The 22,171-nt window shown below is 66.2% G+C and carries 28 protein-coding genes; 27 read left to right on the top strand and 1 reads right to left on the bottom strand.

What is annotated here, in order from left to right; genetic code table 11:
* The first annotated feature begins 1 nt into the window (after position 1).
* From rplP to J2S73_RS18025, 27 genes are all read left to right on the top strand, one after another.
* Complete coding sequence (rplP, locus tag J2S73_RS18155) at positions 2–415, top strand: 50S ribosomal protein L16 (protein WP_306887070.1); 414 nt, start codon at positions 2–4, stop codon at positions 413–415.
* A 25-nt stretch (positions 416–440) separates the two neighbouring features.
* Entirely contained in the window at positions 441–644 is a 204-nt protein-coding gene (gene rpmC / locus J2S73_RS18150; RefSeq protein ID WP_306887069.1) for a 50S ribosomal protein L29, read from the top strand.
* 17 nt (positions 645–661) lie between these two features.
* The gene (rpsQ, locus tag J2S73_RS18145) at positions 662–922 is read left to right on the top strand and encodes a 30S ribosomal protein S17 (protein WP_306887068.1); all 261 of its coding nucleotides are present in this window, start codon (positions 662–664) and stop codon (positions 920–922) included.
* Between the two features lie 68 nt (positions 923–990).
* Complete coding sequence (gene rplN, locus J2S73_RS18140) at positions 991–1,359, top strand: 50S ribosomal protein L14 (protein WP_306887067.1); 369 nt, start codon at positions 991–993, stop codon at positions 1,357–1,359.
* Entirely contained in the window at positions 1,359–1,676 is a 318-nt protein-coding gene (rplX, locus tag J2S73_RS18135; RefSeq protein ID WP_306887066.1) for a 50S ribosomal protein L24, read from the top strand. Before rplN ends, rplX begins: the two co-directional genes overlap by 1 nt.
* Positions 1,669–2,235 (top strand): 50S ribosomal protein L5, encoded by a 567-nt coding sequence (rplE, locus tag J2S73_RS18130; RefSeq protein WP_306887065.1) that lies wholly within the window; start codon positions 1,669–1,671, stop codon positions 2,233–2,235. The genes rplX and rplE overlap by 8 nt, the downstream gene beginning before the upstream one ends.
* A 23-nt stretch (positions 2,236–2,258) precedes the next feature.
* Complete coding sequence (rpsN, locus tag J2S73_RS18125) at positions 2,259–2,564, top strand: 30S ribosomal protein S14 (RefSeq protein ID WP_306887064.1); 306 nt, start codon at positions 2,259–2,261, stop codon at positions 2,562–2,564.
* Between the two features lie 12 nt (positions 2,565–2,576).
* Positions 2,577–2,975 (top strand): 30S ribosomal protein S8, encoded by a 399-nt coding sequence (gene rpsH, locus J2S73_RS18120; RefSeq protein ID WP_306887063.1) that lies wholly within the window; start codon positions 2,577–2,579, stop codon positions 2,973–2,975.
* A 52-nt stretch (positions 2,976–3,027) separates the two neighbouring features.
* Positions 3,028–3,561 carry a 50S ribosomal protein L6 gene (rplF, locus tag J2S73_RS18115; protein WP_306887062.1) on the top strand — a complete coding sequence of 178 codons (534 nt, stop codon included), beginning with the start codon at positions 3,028–3,030 and terminating at the stop codon, positions 3,559–3,561.
* 11 nt (positions 3,562–3,572) lie between these two features.
* Complete coding sequence (gene rplR / locus J2S73_RS18110) at positions 3,573–3,935, top strand: 50S ribosomal protein L18 (protein ID WP_306887061.1); 363 nt, start codon at positions 3,573–3,575, stop codon at positions 3,933–3,935.
* Between the two features lie 45 nt (positions 3,936–3,980).
* A complete protein-coding gene (gene rpsE / locus J2S73_RS18105; protein WP_306887060.1) occupies positions 3,981–4,532 on the top strand; it encodes a 30S ribosomal protein S5 in 552 nt (183 codons plus the stop codon).
* A 254-nt stretch (positions 4,533–4,786) separates the two neighbouring features.
* Positions 4,787–4,948: a 50S ribosomal protein L30 gene (rpmD, locus tag J2S73_RS18100; protein ID WP_306887204.1), complete on the top strand. Its 162-nt coding sequence runs from the start codon at positions 4,787–4,789 to the stop codon at positions 4,946–4,948.
* Between the two features lie 126 nt (positions 4,949–5,074).
* Positions 5,075–5,551 carry a 50S ribosomal protein L15 gene (gene rplO / locus J2S73_RS18095; RefSeq protein WP_306887059.1) on the top strand — a complete coding sequence of 159 codons (477 nt, stop codon included), beginning with the start codon at positions 5,075–5,077 and terminating at the stop codon, positions 5,549–5,551.
* Between the two features lie 49 nt (positions 5,552–5,600).
* Positions 5,601–6,932: a preprotein translocase subunit SecY gene (gene secY, locus J2S73_RS18090; RefSeq protein ID WP_306887058.1), complete on the top strand. Its 1,332-nt coding sequence runs from the start codon at positions 5,601–5,603 to the stop codon at positions 6,930–6,932.
* Positions 6,929–7,510, top strand: coding sequence for an adenylate kinase (locus J2S73_RS18085; RefSeq protein ID WP_306887057.1), 582 nt, complete (start codon positions 6,929–6,931; stop codon positions 7,508–7,510). Before secY ends, J2S73_RS18085 begins: the two co-directional genes overlap by 4 nt.
* Positions 7,511–7,743: 233 nt before the next feature.
* Positions 7,744–8,112, top strand: coding sequence for a 30S ribosomal protein S13 (gene rpsM, locus J2S73_RS18080; RefSeq protein ID WP_306887056.1), 369 nt, complete (start codon positions 7,744–7,746; stop codon positions 8,110–8,112).
* Between the two features lie 90 nt (positions 8,113–8,202).
* Positions 8,203–8,592: a 30S ribosomal protein S11 gene (rpsK, locus tag J2S73_RS18075; protein WP_306887055.1), complete on the top strand. Its 390-nt coding sequence runs from the start codon at positions 8,203–8,205 to the stop codon at positions 8,590–8,592.
* A 115-nt stretch (positions 8,593–8,707) separates the two neighbouring features.
* Positions 8,708–9,730: a DNA-directed RNA polymerase subunit alpha gene (locus J2S73_RS18070; protein ID WP_306887054.1), complete on the top strand. Its 1,023-nt coding sequence runs from the start codon at positions 8,708–8,710 to the stop codon at positions 9,728–9,730.
* A 64-nt stretch (positions 9,731–9,794) separates the two neighbouring features.
* A complete protein-coding gene (rplQ, locus tag J2S73_RS18065) occupies positions 9,795–10,211 on the top strand; it encodes a 50S ribosomal protein L17 (RefSeq protein ID WP_306887053.1) in 417 nt (138 codons plus the stop codon).
* Positions 10,212–10,483: 272 nt separating this feature from the next.
* Positions 10,484–11,857, top strand: coding sequence for a DegQ family serine endoprotease (locus J2S73_RS18060; protein WP_306887203.1), 1,374 nt, complete (start codon positions 10,484–10,486; stop codon positions 11,855–11,857).
* 43 nt (positions 11,858–11,900) lie between these two features.
* Positions 11,901–13,220, top strand: a complete 1,320-nt coding sequence (locus J2S73_RS18055) for a replication-associated recombination protein A (protein ID WP_306887052.1) — start codon at positions 11,901–11,903, stop codon at positions 13,218–13,220.
* An 81-nt stretch (positions 13,221–13,301) separates the two neighbouring features.
* Positions 13,302–13,688 carry a fluoride efflux transporter CrcB gene (crcB, locus tag J2S73_RS18050; RefSeq protein ID WP_306887051.1) on the top strand — a complete coding sequence of 129 codons (387 nt, stop codon included), beginning with the start codon at positions 13,302–13,304 and terminating at the stop codon, positions 13,686–13,688.
* 11 nt (positions 13,689–13,699) lie between these two features.
* Entirely contained in the window at positions 13,700–14,713 is a 1,014-nt protein-coding gene (locus J2S73_RS18045) for an RluA family pseudouridine synthase (RefSeq protein ID WP_306887050.1), read from the top strand.
* A 7-nt stretch (positions 14,714–14,720) separates the two neighbouring features.
* Positions 14,721–15,638: a glycosyltransferase family 17 protein gene (locus J2S73_RS18040; RefSeq protein ID WP_306887049.1), complete on the top strand. Its 918-nt coding sequence runs from the start codon at positions 14,721–14,723 to the stop codon at positions 15,636–15,638.
* A 134-nt stretch (positions 15,639–15,772) separates the two neighbouring features.
* Positions 15,773–17,314 (top strand): MFS transporter, encoded by a 1,542-nt coding sequence (locus tag J2S73_RS18035; protein WP_306887048.1) that lies wholly within the window; start codon positions 15,773–15,775, stop codon positions 17,312–17,314.
* A 162-nt stretch (positions 17,315–17,476) separates the two neighbouring features.
* Complete coding sequence (gene pgi / locus J2S73_RS18030) at positions 17,477–19,123, top strand: glucose-6-phosphate isomerase (protein WP_306887047.1); 1,647 nt, start codon at positions 17,477–17,479, stop codon at positions 19,121–19,123.
* Positions 19,124–19,245: 122 nt separating this feature from the next.
* Positions 19,246–21,567 carry a xanthine dehydrogenase family protein molybdopterin-binding subunit gene (locus J2S73_RS18025; RefSeq protein ID WP_306887046.1) on the top strand — a complete coding sequence of 774 codons (2,322 nt, stop codon included), beginning with the start codon at positions 19,246–19,248 and terminating at the stop codon, positions 21,565–21,567.
* Here the strand turns inward: J2S73_RS18025 and J2S73_RS18020 are convergent.
* Positions 21,536–22,117, bottom strand: coding sequence for an AAA family ATPase (locus J2S73_RS18020; RefSeq protein ID WP_306887045.1), 582 nt, complete (start codon positions 22,115–22,117; stop codon positions 21,536–21,538). The two genes, J2S73_RS18025 and J2S73_RS18020, sit on opposite strands and share 32 nt — an antisense overlap.
* Positions 22,118–22,171 lie beyond the last annotated feature (54 nt).

Raw genomic sequence — 22,171 nt, 5'->3', positions numbered from 1 at the left:
GATGCTGCAACCGAAACGAACCAAATTCCGCAAGCAGCACAAGGGCCGGATTCACGGCACGGCGAAAGGCGGAACGTTCCTGAACTTCGGGTCCTACGGACTGAAGGCCCAGGAACCCGAGCGGGTGACCGCCCGTCAGATCGAGGCTGCCCGGCGGGCGATCACGCGCCACATGAAGCGTCAGGGCCGCGTGTGGATCCGTATCTTCCCGGACGTGCCGGTGTCGCAGAAGCCGACCGAAGTGCGCATGGGTAAGGGCAAGGGCTCGCCGGAATACTGGGCGGCGCGGGTTCATCCGGGCCGGATCATGTTCGAGATCGACGGCGTCTCCGAGGAGATCGCGCGTGAGGCGCTGCGCCTCGGTGCCGCGAAGCTGCCGATCAAGACGCGTTTCGTACAGCGCATCGCCGAGTGACGGCGCGAGCGCGAGGAGACAGGGCATGAAGGCCGCTGACGTAAAGGCGAAGACCGCCGACGAGCTGCTGGACGAGCTCGCCAAGCTGAAGAAGGAGCAGTTCAACCTGCGCTTCCAGCGGGCGACCGGCCAGCTTGAGAACACCGCGCGTGTCCGGCAGGTTCGCCGCGACATCGCTCGGATCAAGACGGTCCTGAGCGAGCGCCGCAAGGCGCCGGCCACGAGCTGACGGGAAAGACAGAGACAATGCCGAAACGGGTTCTGCGGGGCGTCGTCGTAAGCGACAAGAACGACAAGACCGTCGTGGTGCGGGTGGAGCGTCGCTTCACGCATCCGCTCCTGAAGAAGACGGTTCGCCGGACGAAGCGCTACCAGGCGCACGACGAGGCGAACACCTACAAGACGGGCGACCGGGTGGTGATCGAAGAGAGCCGGCCGGTGTCTAAGAGCAAGCGGTGGACCGTGGTTGGCGCACTGACGCCGTCGGGTGAGATCGTCGCGAGCTGACCTTCGGTCGGTATCAGCGGGATCGCTCCTGAGGGTGCGGCGTAAAGAGAGAAAAAAGGCGGCGAAGCATGATTCAGATGCAGACCAACCTGGACGTGGCCGACAATTCGGGCGCACGCCGTGTCATGTGCATCAAGGTGCTCGGCGGTTCGAAGCGGAAATATGCCTCGGTCGGCGACATCATCGTCGTCTCCGTGAAAGAGGCGAGCCCGCGCGGCCGTGTGAAGAAGGGTGACGTCATGAAGGCGGTCGTCGTGCGGACGGCCAAGGACATCCGTCGTCCGGACGGAAGCGTGATCCGGTTCGACCGCAACGCGGCGGTCCTGGTGAACAACAACCGCGAGCCCGTCGGCACGCGTATTTTCGGTCCGGTGCCGCGTGAGCTCCGGGGCCGGAACCACATGAAGATCATTTCGCTCGCGCCGGAGGTGTTGTAATGGCCGCGCGCATCAAGAAAGGCGACTCCGTCGTGGTGCTCGCCGGACGGGACAAGGGCAAGACCGGTGAGGTCGTGCAGGTCCTGCCGAAAGAAAATCGCGCTCTCGTGCGCGGCGTGAACATGGTGCAGCGGCACCAGCGTCAGACGCCGGCGCAGGAAGGCGGAATCATCGCCAAGGAAGCGTCGATCCACCTGTCCAACATCGCGCTCGCCGATCCGACCGACGGCAAGGCGACGCGAGTCGGGTTCCGGATCGAAGACGACGGCAAGAAGGTACGCTTCGCCAAGCGCTCCGGAGACAAGATCGATGGCTGAGGCAACGGTTGCGGACTACGAGCCGCGTACGCTGACGGAATACCGGGAGAAGGTGCGCCCTGCGCTGCAGGAGCAGTTCACCTATTCCAACCCGATGGAAGTGCCGCGTCTGGACAAGGTCGTCATCAACATGGGCGTCGGCGAGGCCGTCGGCGATTCCAAGAAGGTGCAGTCGGCCGCCGACGATCTGGCGCAGATCACGGGCCAGAAGCCGGTGATCACTCGGGCCCGGAATTCCATCGCCGGCTTCAAGCTGCGCGAGGAGATGCCGATCGGCTGCAAGGTCACCCTGCGCCGGTCGCGCATGTACGAGTTCATCGACCGCTTGGTGACGATCGCGCTGCCGCGCGTTCGTGACTTCCGCGGCCTGAACCCGAAGAGTTTCGACGGTCGCGGCAATTTCGCGATGGGTCTCAAGGAGCACATCGTGTTCCCCGAGATCGTCTACGACAAGGTCGATCAGATCTGGGGCATGGACATCATCGTGTGCACCACGGCGAAGACGGACGATGAGGCGCGGGAACTGCTGCGCGCGCTCAACTTCCCGTTCCGCAAGTAACGGTCGGGGCAAGGGACGAAGACATGGCCAAAAAGGGTAAGATCGAGAACAACAAGAAGCGCATGCGGCTCGCCAAGCAGCACGCTGCCCGTCGGGCGCGGCTCAAGGCGGTCGCGCGCGACCAGTCGCTCTCGATGGAAGACCGCTTCGCTGCGCAGCTGAAGCTCGCCGAGATGCCGCGCAACGCGGCCCCGTCGCGGGTGGTGAATCGCTGCGAAGTCACCGGGCGCCCGCGCGCCTATTATCGCAAGCTCAAGATGTCGCGCGTGGCGCTGCGCGAGCTTGGCAGCCAGGGTCAGATCCCTGGCCTGGTGAAGTCGAGCTGGTAAGGAGACGCCCCGATGTCGATGACAGATCCTTTGGGGGACATGATCACGCGCATCCGCAATGCGGCCATGCGGCGGAAGACGAGCCTGAACACGCCGGGCTCGCGTCTGCGGATGAACGTGCTCGAAGTGCTCCAGAGCGAAGGCTACATCCGCGGATATACGGTCACCGAGCACGGCAACGGCCGTTCGGAGATCGATATCGAACTGAAATATTTCGACGGTGAGCCGGCGATCAAGAAGATCGAGCGGATCTCCAAGCCCGGACGTCGGGTGTATTCGTCGGTGACGACGCTGCCTCGGGTGGCGAACGGTCTCGGCGTGAACATCCTGTCGACGTCGCAGGGTGTGATGAGCGATGCGGTTGCGCGCGAGCGCAACCTTGGCGGTGAGATCCTCTGCCAGGTGTTCTGATCGGCCGTTTCGGCCGGAACGGAGCTGGCGCGAGGCTCAAGGAGTTTTTGGGATGTCACGGGTAGGCAAGAAGCCGGTTGAGGTGCCGAACGGCGTCACGGCGACGATCGACGGCCAGACCGTCAACGTGAAGGGGCCGAAGGGCGATCTGTCGTTCACGGCTCCGGATTTCGTCACGGTGGCGCAGGGCGAGGACGGGATCACCGTCACGCCGGTCGACGAGAGCAAGAAGGCGCGGTCGATGTGGGGTCTGTCCCGCTCGATGGTGGCCAACCTGGTGCACGGCGTGACGCAGGGATTCGAGCGCAAGCTCGAGATCACCGGCGTCGGCTACCGCGCCCAGGTGCAGGGCAAGAACCTGCAGCTGGCGCTCGGCTTCTCGCACGAGGTGCTCTATCCGATCCCGGACGGCATCCAGATCCAGTGCCCGAAGCCGACGGAGATCGTCGTCGCGGGCATCGAGAAGCAGCGGGTTGGACAGGTCGCCGCGGAAATCCGCGAGTTCCGTCCCCCGGAGCCCTATAAGGGCAAGGGCGTGAGATATGCGGACGAGCAGATCATCCGCAAAGAAGGCAAGAAGAAGTAAGGACGACCACGATGGCCAAGGGTCTTTCCCGGACGAACCGCCGCCGCACGCGGGTCCGTCGCTCTATCCGGGCGGTTGCCAATGGGCGGCCCCGGCTGAGCGTGTTCCGTTCGTCCAAGCATATCTATGTGCAGGTGATCGACGACACCGCCGGCCACACCGTTGCCGCCGCCTCCTCCATGGAGAAGGATCTTCGGGGTTCCCTGAAGACGGGTGCGGACACGGCTGCGGCGAAGGAAGTCGGACGCCTGGTCGCCGAGCGTGCCAAGGCCGCCGGCGTCACCAAGGTCGTGTTCGACCGCGGCGGTTACATCTATCACGGCCGGGTGAAAGCCCTGGCCGATGCGGCCCGCGAAGGCGGGCTCGAGTTCTAAACGGATCCGCGCGGACAACGGACCAGAGAACGGAAGGAATTGAATATGGCGCGGGAACGGGACCGGGAAGAGCGCGACAGCGAATTTGTCGATAAGCTCGTCCACATCAACCGTGTTGCGAAGGTGGTGAAGGGCGGACGTCGGTTCGGCTTCGCCGCGCTCGTCGTCGTCGGCGACCAGAAGGGCCGCGTGGGCTATGGTCACGGCAAGGCGCGCGAAGTGCCGGAGGCGATCCGCAAGGCCACCGAATCGGCGAAGCGGAGCATGATCCGGGTGCCGCTGCGCGAAGGCCGGACGCTGCACCATGACGTCAACGGACGCTGGGGTGCGGGCCGCGTCGTGATGCGGGCGGCTCCGGCCGGTACCGGCATCATCGCCGGCGGCCCGATGCGCGCCGTGTTCGAGACGCTCGGCGTTCAGGACGTGGTCGCGAAGTCGCTCGGCTCGTCGAACCCGTACAACATGGTCCGGGCCGCGTTCGAGGCGCTCAAGAACGAGGACAGCCCTCGGTCTGTGGCGGCCCGCCGCGGCATGAAGGTCGCCTCGCTGCAGGCGCGTCGCCGCGATATCGACAGCGACGCCTCGGCCGAGGCCTGAGACGCGAGATAACGGTGGCGCTGCGGACCGGTTCCGCAGCCGTCCTCCGGGTGGAGACTTGAATGGCAAAGGCTACGAAAACCGCTGAAGACGAGGCCGCTCCGGCCGCCGAAGCGAAGGCGAAACCCGCCAAGAAGGCCGCGGCTCCGAAAAAGGCCGCCGCGCCCAAGAAGGCGGCTGCGCCGAAGAAGGCCGCGCCCAAGAAGGCTGCGGCGCCGAAGGCGAAGGCCAAGTCCGACGGGAAGACCGTCACCGTGGAGCAGATCCACAGCGCCAACCGGCGTCCGGAAGATCAGCGCGCGACGCTTGTCGGGCTCGGCCTGAACAAGATGCATCGGCGTCGGACGCTCGAGGACACCCCGGCCGTGCGTGGCATGATCAACAAGGTCAGCCATCTGGTTCGGGTGGTCGAATAAGGCTGATGTACGCCACCGAGCGCGGCAATGGGCCGCGCATTGTGAGGCGGCGTTCTATGGGAATGGATTGAGAGCGCAGATTTCGCGGCCGCATACGGCGGTTCGTTGCGCGACAAGGAGACGGCCATGAGGCTGAATGAGCTGAGCGACAATCCCGGAGCGGTCCAGAGCCGCAAGCGCGTCGGCCGCGGCATCGGCTCCGGCCTGGGCAAGACGGCCGGTCGCGGCGTCAAGGGACAGAAGTCCCGTACCGGCGTGGCGATCAAGGGCTTCGAAGGCGGTCAGATGCCGCTGCATCGGCGTCTGCCGAAGCGCGGCTTCGTGAACATCTTCCGCAAGAAGTGGAACGAGGTGTCCATCGGTCGCGTGCAGCAGGCGATCGACGCCGGCAAGCTCGACGCCAAGGCGCCGGTCGACGTTGCCGCGCTGGTCGCGGCCGGCGTTGTCCGTCGCAAGAAGGACGGTGTCCGCCTCCTCGGCAGTGGCGAAATTACCACTGGCGTGACCCTTGTTGTCGATGGGGCCACCCAATCGGCCATCAAGGCGGTTGAAAAGGCCGGCGGCAAGGTCGAGATCAAGACGAACGAAACCGCCTCGGCCTGACGCCGAGGCGAGTTCCCCGCCCGCGCCCTTTCCGCATCTGGAACGCTCCATGGTCTCGGCTGCCGAACAACTCGCGTCCAATCTGAACTTCTCCGCTTTCGCAAAGGCGGAGGAGCTGAAAAAACGGATCTGGTTCACCCTCGGCGCGCTGATCGTCTACCGCGCAGGCACCTATGTCCCGCTGCCCGGGATCGATCCGGCCGCGCTGGCACAGGCGTTCAATCAGGCCCAGTCGGGCCTGTTGGGCGTTTTCAACATGTTTGCCGGCGGCGCCGTCGGGCGCATGGCGATCTTCGCCCTCGGCATCATGCCGTACATCTCTGCCTCCATCATCATCCAGCTGCTCACCACGGTGGTTCCCCGCCTCGAGCAGCTGAAGAAGGAAGGCGAGCAGGGCCGCAAGGTCATCAACCAGTACACCCGGTATGGCACGGTGGTGCTGGCCATCTTCCAGGCCTACGGCATTGCCGTCGGCCTTGAAGGGGCCGGCAACATCGTCACCGATCCGGGCTGGTTCTTCCGGTTCACGACCGTGGTCACCCTGGTGGGCGGCACGGTGTTCCTGATGTGGCTCGGCGAGCAGATCACCGCGCGCGGCGTCGGCAACGGCATCTCGCTGATCATCTTCTCCGGCATCGTGGCCGGTCTGCCCCAGGCCTTCACCGGCATGCTGGAGCTCGGCCGACAGGGGGCGTTGTCGACAGCCGTCATCCTCGGGGTGATCGTGCTGGCCGTCGTCGTGATCGCGTTCATCGTGTTCATGGAGCGGGCCCAGCGACGGCTGCTGATCCAGTATCCGAAGCGTCAGGTCGGCAACCGGGTATTCCAGGGCGAATCCTCGCACCTGCCGCTGAAGCTGAACACGTCGGGCGTCATTCCGCCCATCTTCGCGTCCTCGCTGCTGCTGGTGCCGGCCACGCTGACCAGCTTTTCGGCCGGCCAGGGTCCGGGCTGGATGAACACGATGACGGCGCTGCTCGGCCACGGCCAGCCGCTGTTCATGGTGGTCTACGCGGCGCTGATCATCTTCTTTGCGTTCTTCTACACCGCGATCGTGTTCAATCCGGCCGACACCGCGGACAACCTGAAGAAGCACGGCGGCTTCATTCCCGGCATCCGGCCGGGCGAGAGGACTGCGGACTATATCGACTACGTCCTGACCCGGATCACGGCGGTTGGCGCGGTCTATCTGGTGATCGTCTGTCTCCTGCCGGAATTCCTGATCTCCGCGACGGCAGTGCCCTTCTATTTCGGCGGTACCTCGCTCCTGATCGTGGTCAGCGTGACGATGGATACGGTGGCCCAGGTTCAGGGACATCTGCTGGCTCACCAGTACGAGGGGCTGGTCAAGAAAGCGAAATTGAGGGGGAGGCGCCGATGAGACTGATACTTCTCGGGCCGCCAGGGGCCGGCAAGGGCACCCAGGCTCAGGAGCTGGTCGAACGGCATGGTATCGTGCAGCTGTCGACGGGGGACATGCTGCGGGCGGCGGTGAAGGCGGAGACGCCGGTCGGTCTGAAAGCCAAGTCGATCATGGATCAGGGTGGCCTGGTTCCCGACGAGGTGGTGGTTCAGATCGTGTCGGAGCGGCTCGACCAACCCGACTGCAGCAATGGGTTCATCCTGGACGGCTTTCCGCGGACCGTTCCGCAGGCGGATGCCCTGGATGCGCTTCTGGAGAAGAAGCAGCTTCAGCTCGACGTGGTGATTGAGCTGGTGGTCGATGAGGACGCCCTTCTCGACCGCGTGAAGAAGCGGGCCGCCGAAAGCGGCGGCAACGTGCGCTCCGACGACAATGCCGAGGCGCTCAAGAAGCGGCTCGATGTCTATCGCGAGCAGACGGCGCCCCTGGCGGAATTCTATCGCCAGAAGGGTTTGCTGAAACAGATCAACGGGATGGCCGCAATTGACGAGGTCAGCTCGGAGATCGATCGCGTTCTTGCGGAAAGCACCCGGTGACAGGGCTGCGGATAACGGCCAAGCCGCCGCTTGACGGCGGGGTTGCGTATCCGCTACTAAGCCCGTCCAATCGGATATCCGCAAGGGATCGGCGCCGGGAACCGACAGGTGACCTGAGCGGCGCGTTTTTGCTTTGTGCGTGCCGGTGAGTGCGCACGGTCCGACATGGCTCCGTCAAGTCGGGATAGAAGAGACCTCTCGAGCCGGACACTCGAGAAGAAGGAGAGACAAGAGTGGCCCGCATTGCAGGCGTCAACATTCCGACCAACAAGCGCGTTGTGATCGCGCTTCAGTACATTCACGGCATCGGTCCGGCGACCGCGCGCGAGATCGCGAGCAAGGTCAACGTGGAGGCCGAGCGGCGCGTCAACGAGCTGTCTGACGCCGAGGTTCTGCATCTGCGCGAGGTGATCGACCGCGATTATCTCGTCGAGGGCGACCTGCGCCGCGAGACCGCGATGAACATCAAGCGGCTGATGGACCTCGGCTGCTATCGCGGCCTGCGCCATCGGCGCGGCCTGCCGGTCCGCGGCCAGCGCACGCACACCAACGCCCGCACCCGGAAGGGTCCGGCGAAGGCGATCGCGGGCAAGAAGAAATAACGGATTTCGTTCGGCGCTCCGTTCAGGGGCGCCGGCACGGTGGAGCCGCCGGGATGACGGCGGTGTCGAGATCGAACTGGAAAGAAAAGTATGGCTAAGGACACGACGCGGGTACGCCGGCGCGAACGCAAGAACATCACGTCCGGCATCGCGCATGTGAACGCCTCGTTCAACAACACGATGGTGACCATCACCGACGCGCAGGGAAATGCGATTTCCTGGTCGTCGGCCGGATCGATGGGCTTCAAGGGATCGCGCAAGTCCACGCCGTATGCGGCGCAGGTCGCGGCCGAGGAAGCCGCGCGCAAGGCGACCGATCACGGCATGCGGACGCTGGAAGTTGAGGTGTCGGGTCCCGGTTCGGGACGTGAGTCGGCGCTGCGTGCCTTGCAGTCCGCGGGATTCACCATCACATCCATCCGCGACGTGACCCCGATCCCGCACAATGGCTGCCGGCCGCGCAAGCGTCGGCGCGTGTAACTCTCACCCGGGGTCCGGACGCCGATATGCGTTCGATCCAGGGTTTTCTCCGCACTGCGGAGACGGTGGTCCAGCTTGGGGCTGGGTTGCCTCCGACAAGCGAAAAGGTGCGACGGTGATCATTCAAAAGAATTGGCAGGAGCTGATCAAGCCGAACAAGCTCGAGGTGAAGGCCGGTTACGAGCCGGGCCGCACCGCGACGCTCGTTGCCGAGCCGCTGGAGCGCGGATTCGGCCTGACGCTCGGCAACGCGCTGCGGCGTGTGCTTCTGTCCTCGCTTCAGGGGGCCGCGGTCACCTCTGTGCACATTGATGGCGTGTTGCACGAGTTCTCGTCGATCGCGGGTGTGCGCGAGGACGTCACGGACATCGTTCTCAACGTCAAGGAAATTGCCCTGAAGATGCAGGGCGAGGGTCCGAAGCGCATGGTCGTGCGCAAGCAGGGCCCGGGCGTCGTGACCGCAGGTGACATCCAGACCGTGGGCGACATTGAGATCCTCAATCCGGAGCACGTTCTGTGCACCCTCGACGAGGGCACGGACATCCGGATGGAGCTGACGGTGAACACCGGCAAGGGCTACGTGCCGGCCGACCGGAACCGTCCGGAAGACGCGCCGATCGGGCTCATCCCCGTCGACAGCCTCTACTCGCCGGTCAAGAAGGTCTCCTACAAGGTCGAGAACACCCGTGAGGGCCAGGTTCTCGACTACGACAAGCTCACGCTGTCGGTCGAGACGGACGGCTCGCTGTCGCCGGAAGATTCCGTGGCCTACGCCGCGCGGATCCTTCAGGACCAGCTGGCGATCTTCGTCAACTTCGAGGAGCCGCAGAAGGCGGAGGTCCGCGAGGACGTTCCGGAGCTGGCGTTCAATCCGGCGCTGCTCAAGAAGGTCGACGAGCTGGAGCTTTCGGTCCGCTCTGCGAACTGCCTGAAGAACGACAACATCGTCTATATCGGCGACCTGATCCAGAAGACGGAGGCCGAAATGCTTCGGACCCCGAACTTCGGCCGCAAGTCGCTGAACGAGATCAAGGAAGTCCTGGCGCAGATGGGTCTGCACCTGGGTATGGAAGTCACCAACTGGCCGCCCGAGAACATCGAGGAACTGGCCAAGCGGTACGAAGATCATCACTATTGAGGGCTGAGCGGCGGCTCCCGGGGAGCCGCTGCGCGTCTTCACGCAACGTGCGAGGAGTAGACCGATGCGCCACGGCAAGAGCGGCCGTAAGCTGAATCGGACGTCGAGCCATCGGAAGGCGATGTTCGCCAACATGGCCGCGTCGCTGATCGAGCATGAGCAGATCATCACGACGGTGCCGAAGGCGAAGGAGCTGCGGCCGGTGGTCGAGCGTCTGGTGACGCTGGCCAAGCGCGGCGACCTGCACGCCCGCCGTCAGGCGATCAGCCAGGTTCGCGACACCAAGGCCGTGGCCAAGCTGTTCGATACGCTGGGCCCGCGCATGAAGGATCGTCCGGGCGGCTACATCCGCATCATGCGGGCCGGTTTCCGTTATGGCGACAATGCGCCGGTGGCGGTCATCGAGTTCGTCGATCGGGATCCGGACGCCCGCGGCGCTGCCGACCGCGCCCGCGTGGCGGCGGAGGAAGAGGCGGCGTAAGCCGTTCTGTCCGACCGACGTGAGCGTTTGACACGATTTCGCCCCGCATGTCCGGCATGCGGGGCGTCTTCGTTTTGCATGCCGGCGACCGGGCCGGGTCGGAGGAGACCGTCCGGGTCCGGCCAGGGATGAGGGAGAGCGGATGCAGTCTTCGCGCCGGTTCGACCCAGTCCGCAGATAGAAAGAGGACGCCAGTGACGCGCACAACCGATCGACGGGCCGGATTCGCGGCCGCAGGCCGGATCCTGGCGGCAGCGGCCCTCTTCGTGGCCATGACCGGGGGAGTGATCGCGCCGGCCTCCGCCCAGGAGCGCCAGGTCCCGGAATCGGAGGCCCAGGTCCAGCTTTCCTTCGCGCCGGTCGTGAAGCAAGCGATTCCTGCGGTGGTGAACATCTACGCCTCTCGTCGGGTTCAGGTGCGTCGTTCGCCGCTTTTCGATGACCCGCTGTTCCGCCATTTCTTTCAGGACCAGATGGGCGATCAGCCGCCGGAACGCATGCAGAAGTCGCTCGGGTCCGGCGTCATCGTCGGTGAAGACGGCGTCGTCATCACCAACGACCACGTCATCAACGGGGCCGATCAGATCCGCGTCGCGCTCGCCGACCGCCGCGAGTTCGATGCCGAGGTCCTTTTGACGGACGAACGCACGGATCTTGCCATCCTGCGTCTTCAGGATACGGACGGGGAGAGCTTCCCGACGGTGCCGTTCGCGGATTCCGACGAACTGGAGGTGGGCGATCTGGTGCTTGCCATCGGCGATCCGTTCGGCGTGGGACAGACCGTCACCCAGGGGATCGTCTCGGCGCTCGCCCGGACCCAGGTCGGCATCTCCGACTATCGGTTTTTCATTCAGACCGATGCGGCCATCAATCCCGGCAACTCCGGCGGCGCCCTGATCGACATGCAGGGCCGGCTGGTCGGCATCAACTCCGCGATCTACTCGCGCTCGGGCGGCTCGCTCGGGATCGGGTTCGCGATTCCCGCCAACATGGCGCAACTGGTCGTGCGGTCGGCGCTCGAGGAAGGCGAGATCCGGCGCCCGTGGTTCGGGGCGACGATGCAGGGCGTGACCAGCGACATCGCCGACGGTCTGGGTCTCGACCGGCCGCGCGGCGCGCTCGTGACGCGGCTGACCGAGGAGAGCCCCGCTCATCGGGCCGGGCTCAGAGTCGGTGACCTGATCCTGATGATCGCCGGCCGGCCGGTGGAGGATCCGGACGCGTTCGGCTACCGCTTCGTGACCCAGGGGGTCGGCGGGACAACGGAAATCACCATCCTGCGGAACGGCAACCGGCTTGCGCTCACCGTTGCGCTGGAGCCGCCGCCCGAGACGACGCCCCGCGACACCCGTGAGCTGCTCGGGTCGTCGCCGCTGACCGGTGCCCAGGTGATGAACCTGTCGCCGGCGGTCGCCGAAGAAGTCGGGATCGATTTCGTGGACGAGGGCGTCGTCGTGTCCGACATCCGCCCGGGTTCGACGGCGCAGCGTGTGGGCCTTCAACGCGGCGACATCGTCGTCGAGATCAACGGCAACGAGATCGAGACCACGCGCTATCTTGAAGAATTGAGCGAAGAGCGTCCGCGCGTCTGGCGCATCACCATCGAACGCGACGGGCGCCGGCTTCAGATGGCGTTCCGCGGCTGACCGGAAACGGATCCGCGGTCGCCCGGATCCGATGGATACGACGATGACCGACCTTTTTACGTCCGCCGGGCTCGACCAGTCCGCGCCCAGACCGCTTGCCGATCGTCTTCGCCCGAAGACGCTCGACGAGGTGGTGGGGCAGCCGCATCTGATCGGTGCCGACGGAACCTTGTCGCGGATGCTCAGGTCCGGCCGGATCGGATCCCTGATCTTCTGGGGACCTCCCGGCACCGGCAAGACGACGGTGGCGCGGCTTCTGGCCGGGGCCACCGATCTGCATTTCGAGCAGATCTCGGCGATCTTTTCCGGGGTGGCAGACCTCAAGAAGGTGTTCGAGGCGGCGCGCGGGCGGCGGTCCACCGGGCGGGGCACGCTCCTGTTCGTCGACGAGATCCACCGCTTCAACCGCGCCCAGCAGGACGCCTTCCTCCCGGTGATGGAGGACGGCACCATCACGCTGGTGGGCGCGACCACCGAGAACCCGTCCTTCGAGCTGAACGCGGCGCTTCTGTCGCGGGCCCAGGTGCTGACCTTCCGCTCGCTCGATTCAGAGGCCGTCGAAGGCCTTCTGCGCGCCGCCGAAGGTGCCGAGGGTCGCGACCTGCCCCTCGACGAGGACGCCCGGGCGAGCCTCGTACGGATGGCCGACGGGGACGGCCGGGCCGCCCTGTCCCTGGCCGAAGAGGTCTGGCGTTCGGTCGGTGACGGCGAACGGCTGACGGCGGAGGCCCTGCAGTCCGTCCTGCAGCGGCGCGCTCCGATCTACGACAAGTCGCGGGACGGGCACTACAACCTGATCTCCGCCCTGCACAAGTCGGTGCGCGGCTCGGATCCCGATGCGGCCCTCTACTATCTCTGCCGCATGCTGGATGCCGGCGAGGATCCGCTCTTCCTGGGGCGTCGGTTGGTTCGCATGGCGGTTGAGGACATCGGGCTCGCCGATCCGCAGGCGCTCGGCGTCGCCAACGCCGCCAAGGACGCCTACGACTTTCTGGGATCGCCGGAGGGCGAACTCGCCCTGGCCCAGGCGACGGTCTATCTGGCGGCCGCCCCGAAATCGAACGCCGTCTACAAGGCCTACAAGGCCGCGACCAAGGCGGCCAAGGAGGGCGGCTCCCTGCTGCCTCCGAAGCACATCCTCAACGCGCCCACGGGCCTGATGAAGACCGAGGGCTACGGCGGCGGGTATCAGTACGACCACGACGCGCCGGACGCCTTCTCCGGCCAGGACTATTTCCCCGAAGCGCTCGGCCGGCAGTCGTTCTATCGCCCCACCGGCTACGGCGCGGAAGCCGGCATCGGCGAGCGACTCGCTCATCTGGACCGGCTTCGCGCGCGCCGCAACACCGGGGACGCGGAGTGACCGGCGCCCGTTTGCTTTCCCGGCGGCCTTCAGTATCGTGCGCACGGTTTCGATCCTGCTGTCTCCTGTCAGAGGCCGGTCATGCGTGAACTCCTCCTGATCGTCCTCGGTGGCGGTGTCGGCGCGGGGCTTCGGCATCTGGTCGGCGTGGCGGCCATCCGGCTGATGGGGCCCGGCTTTCCCTGGGGGACGCTGACGGTGAACGTGGTGGGATCGTTCGTGATGGGCGTGCTGGTCGCGCTGCTCGCCAAGTTCGGTCCGGACATCGCGGCGCGCGAGATCCGGCTCTTCGTGGGCGTCGGGCTGCTGGGCGGCTTCACGACCTTCTCTTCCTTTTCGCTCGACGCCGCCAATCTTATGGAAAACGGCCAGAGCCACATCGCGCTCGCCTATGTGCTGGTCTCCGTCGGGGTCGGCATCATGGCGCTGTTCGCGGGGCTCGGCCTCGTGCGCTGGGTCGCACCCTGACGGGATCCGGAATGGTATCAATCGAGACAAAGACGGTCGAAGGCGACGAAGACGGCATGCGCCTCGATCGCTGGTTCAAGACCCACTATCCGGGGCTCGGATTTGGCCAGCTTCAGAAGCTGCTGCGGACGGGGCAGGTGCGCGTCGATGGCGGGCGCGTGAAGACCTCGACGCGATTGGAACGCGGGCAGGCCGTTCGGGTCCCGCCGGCAGCCACCGGTGCGCCGTCGGCCCCGCCCACCATCTCGGCAGCCAAGGGCGAAGGGCGTGCGGCGCTGGAGCCTTTCGTTCTGCATGAGGACCGCGAGGTACTTGCGCTCAACAAGCCGGCCGGGCTGGCCGTGCAGGGCGGCCCGGGCCTGACGCGACACGTCGACGGACTGCTGGAGGCCTGGCGCGACCAGAAGGGCCAGAAGTCGCGCCTGGTTCATCGCCTGGACCGGGACACGTCCGGTGTCCTCCTGGTCGCGAAGACACGCAAGGCGGCGACCTCGCTCGCCAGCGCGTTCCGGGCCCGGTCGACCCGCAAGCTCTACTGGGCGCTGGTCAAGGGCGTGCCGAAGCCGCGGGAAGGACGGATCTCCACCTGGCTTGCCAAGGAAGGCCCGCGCGAGGCGGAAAGGATGGTCGTCGCCCGCCACGGCGATCCGGACGCCGTCCATGCCGTGAGCCACTATGCGGTGGTGGAGCAGGCGGGGCAGAACGTCGCCTGGCTTGTGATGCGGCCGGTGACCGGGCGGACCCATCAGCTTCGCGTGCACGCCGCCCACATGGGCCATCCGATCGTGGGCGATCCGAAATATTTCGATATCGAGAACTGGGATCTGCCCGGCGGGATCCAGAACAAGCTGCACCTGCATGCGCACCGGCTGGTGATTCCCCACCCGGCCGGCGGCATTCTCGACGTCTCCGCGCCACTGTCGGCCCACATGCAGCAATCCTGGAACCTGTTCGGGTTCGATCCGGAACGGGCGTTGCAGGTCGAGGACGAAGCGGCCGTCCTGCTGGACACCAAGGCGGGCTGAGCGGCAGATGACACGGCGCGAGCGATCCGGGGCGGGCCGACCGCGCGTCTATGACTGCTTTCTGTTCTTTCGCGAGCTCGATCTTCTGGAAATCCGGTTGCGCGAGCTTGCCGACGTCGTCGACACCTTCGTGCTGGTGGAATCGCGCTACGATTTCGCCGGCCGCGAGAAGCCGCTGCACTACAAGGCCAACCGGTCGCGCTTTGCCGCTTTCGCCGATCGCATCCGCCACATCGAGGTGCTCGACGAACCGGCAGATGCGGACCAGCGGTGGGTGCGGCAACGCCATCAGCGCGCCGCGATCCTGACCGGGCTCGCTGACTCCGCGCCCGACGATCTGGTCCTTCTGTCCGATGTCGACGAGATCCCATCGGAAGCGACCGTTGCCGCGCTCGCAGCCGATCCGCGCCGTCACGCGATCCACTTCCTCAATCAGCCGCTGTACCGGTTCTATCTGGATGTCCGCGACACGGGCGGAGGGGGCTGGATCGGGACCCGGGCCGTGCGCGCCCGGCACATGATCGACCCGACGCGGCTCAGGAAACTGAAGCCGGTCAACTATCCGAAGGCGCCGCGCGCGTACGAGCACGCCTACTGGGCCTATCGCAGCGCGCTCGAGTTCCGCAGCTATCTCACCCGGGTGCGTCATGCGGAAGCGGGATGGCACTTCTCGTCGGTGGGCGATCTCGACTATCTGCTGGCGAAGGATCAGGCCATCGCCTTCGACGAAATGAGCCAGCACAGCACCGCCTCGATCGCGGACTGGGACAGGCACCGCGCGGCCTTGAGCATGAACATCGGCCGGGCGGAGCGTCTGTCAGCGGACGCGGCCCTGCCCAAGGCGGTGAGAGAGGACCCCGAGCGCTATGCCGCCCTCCTTGCACCGCAGCAGGACGAAGACGGTGATCGGCCGGACGTTCGGTGAGCCGGCAAATCTGTTTTTCGAGGTGTGCCGGGCAACGGTGTGTCATAGCAACTTCATTTGACCGCCGGCGCACGCGCCGCCTTTATCCCCTCGCGAGGCGGCGAATATTGCGCTGCAATATTTCAGGGGTTGGCATGATCACTTCTGCAACGGGCGAACATCCGGCCAGCGTCGATGACATCGGTCCGGGCGGCAAGACCGTCCAGCAGTACATCGACGAGACGCCACGCTGGGAAGACGGCACCATCGTCGCCATGACGCCGATGACCCGGATGCAGTGGCTCATCTGGGGACTGGCCGCGGCGGGCAAGTTCTTCGAGGGCATGGTCGTCTTCATGACCGGCGTCGCCCTCCCGCTTCTCAGCAACCAGTGGTCTCTCGGCGAATTCGAGCACGGCATGGTGGCGGCAGCCAGCCTGTTCGGCATCCTGATCGGCGCGACGATGCTGGGCGGTCTGTCCGACCATTACGGCCGCAAACGCATGTTCATCGTCGAGATGATCCTGTTCACCTTCTTCCTGGTGATGACCTGCCTGGCCATGAACTTCGCATGGTTCGTGATCGCGCTTCTCGGGCTCGGCATCGCGCTCGGCTGCGACTACCCGACGGCGCACGTGGTGATCTCCGAATCCATCCCGTCCCGGGCGAGGGGCCGGCTGGTGCTTTCCGCATTCGGGTTCCAGGCCGTTGGCGCGCTGTTCGGAACCGCGGTCGGCTACCTGATCCTGTCGAACCATCCGGAGCTGGACGCCTGGCGGTGGATGTACGCCGCGGCGATCATCCCGGCGGTGGTCGTGGTGATCGGGCGTTTCTACATCACCGAGAGCGTCCACTGGCTGTTCGCCAAGGGACGCGTGGAGGAGGCCCAGGCCGAGGCGGCGCGCCTTCTGAAGCGGGAACCGGCCTATCCGACGAAGATCAAGCTGAAGAAGAAGAAGGTGCCGAAGGAAGGCGTCACGGTGCGCAAGCCGGAGACCCACTACGGTGTCCTGTTCAAAAAGAAGAACCGTCGCGCCACCATCCTGGCCTCCGTGCCGTGGTTCCTTCAGGATCTGGGTACCTACGGCATCGGCATCTTCACGCCGACGATCCTGGCGGCCGCCGTCGGCCAGAAGACCGAACACGTCCGCTCGGTGGCCGACATCGTCCACAACGACATGCTGGCCGCGCGCGGCGCGGCGGTGATCGACATCCTGCTGATCATCGGCATCATCGTGGCGGTGCTGCTGGCCGACCGTGTGGGCCGGATCAAGCTTCAGATCATCGGCTTCATCGGGTGCGCCCTCGGCCTCTTCATCGCTGCGCTCTCGACCTATGTCTCCGGAAGCGGTTCGATCCTGCTGATCTTCATCGGCTTCATGCTGTTCAACTTCATGACCAACATGGGACCCAATGCCCAGACCTACCTCCTGGCGGGCGAGGTGTTCCCGACCCAGGTGCGCGGCAAGGGCGCGGGCTTCGCCGCCTCCTTCGCCAAGATCGGTGCGGTGCTGACGGCCTTTCTGTTTCCGGTCCTGCTGGCGGATATCGGCACGCAGGCGCTGCTCTACGGCCTTGTCGTGACGTCGCTGATCGGCGCCTGGGTGACCTGGCAGTTCCGGATCGAGACCACGGGAAAGAACCTCGAGGACCTCGACGCCGAGCTCGATGCCGACTACGCCCATTCGCCGGTCTGACGACCGACGGCCCGCCGGCACGGCTTGAGACGCCGACACGCGGACCCCCGGGCGCACAGGGCCGGGGGTCTCTTCGTCTGGCCCACCCTGCTTGACAAGGACCGCCGCGGCGCGATCCCTATCCGGTCAGATCGAAGCTGTCGTTGAAAGGCCTTCCTCCCGATGGACGATACCGTCGCCGCGCTGCTGGACCGTCTCAAGACTCGCCGCAACCGTTGGAACGGGCACACGCTCAGGGCCGAGTTCGCGGCCGATCCGGACCGGTTCGACCGTTTCTCGGTCGCGTTTGACGACATCCTGTTCGATTACTCCAAGACCCACGTGGATGCCGAGACGCTCGCGCTCCTGGTCGAGCTTGCGGAGGCGGCCGATCTCATCGGATGGCGGGAGCGCAAGCTGAGCGGCGATGCCATCAACACGACCGAGCGCCGGGCCGTGCTGCACACGGCGCTGCGCGATCGCTCCCGCCGCGCCATCCATCTGGGCGATCAGGACGTGGCCGCCGACGTCGCCTCGGTGCTGGCTCACATGGAAGACTTCACGGATGCGGTCCGCTCCGGCGGGATCCGCGGCGCGACCGGCGAGGCCTTCACGGACGTGGTCAATATCGGCATCGGCGGCTCGGATCTGGGTCCCCGCATGGCGGCCCGTGCGCTCTCGCCCTACCGGGACGGCGGTCCCCGGGTTCATTACGTGGCGAATGTCGACGGTGCCGATCTCGCCGACACGCTGGCGACCCTGGATCCGGCGCGGACCCTGTTCCTGATCGCCTCCAAGACGTTCACCACGCTGGAGACCATGACCAACGCCGCCTCGGCGCGGGCGTGGATCGCCGGGCAGCTCGGAGAGGCCGCGGTGCCGGATCATTTCGCCGCACTCTCGACCGCGCTCGACAAGGTGGCGGCGTTCGGGGTGCGCGCCGACCGGACCTTCGGCTTCTGGGACTGGGTCGGGGGGCGCTACTCGACCTGGTCGGCGATCGGCCTGTCGCTGGCGCTGTCCATCGGTTTCCGGAACTTTTCGGCGTTCCTGGACGGTGCCGCCGACATGGACGAGCACTTCCAGACCGCGCCGCTCGACCGCAATATCCCGGTGCTGATGGGCATGATCGGGGCGTGGTATCGCGACGCCTGGGACTACCGCACCCTCGCGGTGCTGCCCTACGACCAGCGGCTGGAGCATTTCCCGGCCTTCCTGCAGCAGCTCGACATGGAATCGAACGGAAAGCGGGTCACCCGGGACGGGGTGCCGGTTTCCGTGCCGACCGGGCCGATCGTGTTCGGCGAGCCGGGAACGAACGGCCAGCACGCCTTCTACCAGCTGCTGCATCAGGGGACCGACGTGGTGCCCTGCGAATTCCTGGTCGCGTGCCAGCCTCATGAGACGCTTGAAGGCGATCACCACGCGAAGCTCGTCGCCAACTGTCTCGCCCAGGCCGAGGCGCTGATGCGCGGGCGGACCGAGGAAGAGGCGCGGGCCCAGATGCTGGCGAGCGGCATGTCGGCGACTGAGGCCGACCGGCTTGCGCCGCACCGCACCTTCCCCGGCGACCGTCCGTCGACGATGCTGATGTACCGCAAGCTCGATCCGCGCACCCTCGGTCGGCTGGTCGCGCTCTACGAGCACAAGGTGTTTGTGCAGGGCGTCATCTGGAACATCAACTCGTTCGACCAATATGGTGTGGAGCTCGGCAAGGAACTGGCGAGTGTCCTGCTGGGGGCGGTTGCAGGCGGCGAGCCCCTGACCGCGAGCGATGGGTCCACGGCGGGGCTCGTGGCGCGGTATCGGGCGATGCGCGGCGAGGCGTAACCCGCTCGCCTGGCGATTGCTGCGGTGCGGCACCTGACACCCGCCCGCCGAAGTGCTAACCCGGGAACCGACGGCGCTGCCCGCGCAGCCCGTACGTTCTGCTTTCTCGGAGAATCCCGAATATGAACGAGATGACCACCGCAAAATTCGGTATCGGCGCTCCCGCCCGGCGGATGGAGGACGAAGCCTTCATCACCGGCCACGGCCACTACATCGAGGACTATCAGCCAGAAGGGGCGCTGTTCGCCTGCGTCGTGCGGTCTCCGATCGCGTCGGGAAGCTTCCAGATCACCGGCGGTCTTGATGAGGCACGGTCCCAGCCGGGTGTTCATCTCGTCCTGACCTATCCCGACATCGCCCATCTCGGTCCGCTGCCGTCTCCCGGCGCGGGTCCGCAGGTGGACGGCTCCGATACGGTGGTTCCGGAGCGCACCGTCCTGTGCAAGGACCGGGTCCGCTTCGTCGGCGATCCGGTTGCGTTCGTGGTCGCGGAGACGCGGGCGGCGGCAGAGGATGCGGCGGAGCTGCTGGAGATCGACTGGGAGCCGGAGGCGGCTGCCGCCGATCCTGCCCATGCGCTCGACGCCGATGCGCCGCTGGTCTGGCCGGACCACGGCTCCAATCTCGCCTTCACCTACGGCCATGGCGACGAGGCCTCGACGGAGGCTGCCTTCGCCCGCGCCGACAAGGTGGCGAAGCTCACGCTGGTCAACAACCGGCTGGTCACCAACTACATGGAGACCCGCGGCTGCGTCGCTGAATACGACGCGGAGACCGGCCGCTACACCCTGACGGTCGTCAGTCAGGGCGGCCACGGCATGAAGCGGATCCTGGCGGGAAGCGTGTTCAAGATCGATCCGGAACTGATCCACGTGATCACGCCGGACGTGGGCGGCGGCTTCGGCACCAAGATCTTCCTCTATCCGGAATATCCGCTGTCCATGGTGGCCGCGGAAAAGCTCGGCCGGCCGGTCAAGTGGATCTCCAGCCGGAGCGAGGCGTTCCTGTCCGACAGCCAGGGCCGCGACAACATCACCACCGCCGAGCTGGCGCTCGACGCCGACGGGCGCTTCCTCGGCCTCAAGGTCGACCTGATCGCCAACATGGGCGCCTATCTGCACCAGTTCGGCCCGTTCGTGCCGCGCGGCGGCACGACCATGTCGCCGGGCGTCTACGACATTCCGTCCGCCCACGTGACCGTTCGCGGCGTCTACACCAACACGGTTCCGCTGGACGCCTATCGCGGGGCCGGCCGTCCCGAGGCGGCCTATGTGATCGAGCGCCTGGTGGACGAGGCGGCGCGGATGACCGGCATGACGCCGGATGCCATTCGCAAGCTCAACTTCATCCCGCCGGAGAAGATGCCCTACGAGACGGCGACCGGACGGATCTACGATTCCGGCGAATTCGCGGGCCATCTCGACCGGGCGATGGAACTTGCCGACTGGGCCGGCTTCGAGGCCCGGGCGGCCGACAGCGCCAGCCGCGGCAAGCTGCGGGGCATCGGCCTGACCTGCTACATCGAGGCCTGCGCGTTCCCCGGCGGCGAGACCGCGACCGTGGAACTCGGCGACGACGGGATCGTCACCCTTCTGATCGGCACCCAGTCCAACGGCCAGGGCCACGCCACCGCCTACAGCCAGGTGATCGCCGACCGGCTCGGCATCGATTTCGACCAGATCAAGGTGATCCAGGGCGACACCGACCGGGTGAAGACGGGCGGCGGAACCGGTGGGTCGCGGTCGATCCCGCTCGGACTGCCCTCGGTGAACCTTGCCTCGGGCGACCTCTCCGACAAGATCAAGGCGATCGCGGCCGACAATCTGGAAGTGGCGGCCGAGGACCTGGAACTGGTCGACGGCCACGTCCGCATCGTCGGGACCGACCGCCAGATGAGCCTGTCGGAGGTGGCCAAGGCGGCCGGCGATCCGAGCCTGCTGACGGCGTCGAACCGGGTGGAGCAGGACAAGCCGACCTTCCCGAACGGCACCCACATCTGCGAGCTGGAGATCGATCCTGACACCGGCCGCGTGGCCATCCAGCGCTACACGGTGGTCGACGATTTCGGGGTGACCGTGAACCCGATCCTGCTGGCCGGCCAGGTGTATGGCGGCATCGTTCAGGGCATCGGCCAGGCGCTTCTGGAAAACACCGTCTACGACGAGGAAGGCCAGCTCCTGACGGCCAGCATGCTCGACTATGCGCTGCCGCGCGCCGACGACGTCCCGTTCTTCCAGTTCGAGACGCGCAACGTACCGACCACCTCCAACGCTCTCGGCATCAAGGGGGCGGGCGAGGCCGGTACGGTTGGCTCGGCGAGCGCCGTGATGAACGCCATCGTCGACGCGCTTGCCCGTGAGGTCGGCGTGACCCATGTCGACATGCCGGCCACCCCGGCGAAGCTCTGGTCGCTCATCGCAGAGGCGCGGAAGACGGCGGCCTGAGCAGGTTGCCGACAGTCTCCACGACGAACTCCGCGCGCTCCGCGACCGGCGCGCGCGGAAGCTCCATCAGGCGATATCCGGCCGCCCGGTAGGCCTCCACCATCGCCGCATGGGTGCGCTCCGCCTCAGCCAGGTCCTGATGCCGTTCGGCGTCCTGCCGGAAGATCTCCGGCCAGAACGGCGCAATGAAGACCGGATCGGCGTAGCGGTGGAGCGCTGCCGCCCGCTGCATGTGGGCAGGCACCGGCAAGCCGCACAGGGTCAGATAGCCGATGACGTCCGGCACGCCGCGGTCGAAGACGACCGGTCCCTCGCCCGTCAGGGCTGCCTGGTGAGACCGGATCTCCCACGACAGCATCAGTTCTGCGAACAGCTGACGGTCTGCCCATGGAAGGGCGGTCCCACCGATCTGCTGCTGAGCCTGGATGATCGCGCGGCCGGCTTCATCGCTGGTCTGGTGACCCGAAGCCGCCAGATGCTCGACGAGGCTCGTCTTGCCCGAGCCGGGGCCGCCGGTGATGACGATGAAGCGGTCTGCGGGAGAGGTCATATAGGGTCCTGCTGTTGCTTGAGGGTGGCGTGCGCAGATGCTGTTTTTCCGGAA

Source organism: Amorphus orientalis (assembly GCF_030814015.1).
In the GTDB taxonomy this organism is placed as follows: domain Bacteria; phylum Pseudomonadota; class Alphaproteobacteria; order Rhizobiales; family Amorphaceae; genus Amorphus; species Amorphus orientalis.
This window is presented reverse-complemented; position numbering and strand designations above follow the sequence as displayed.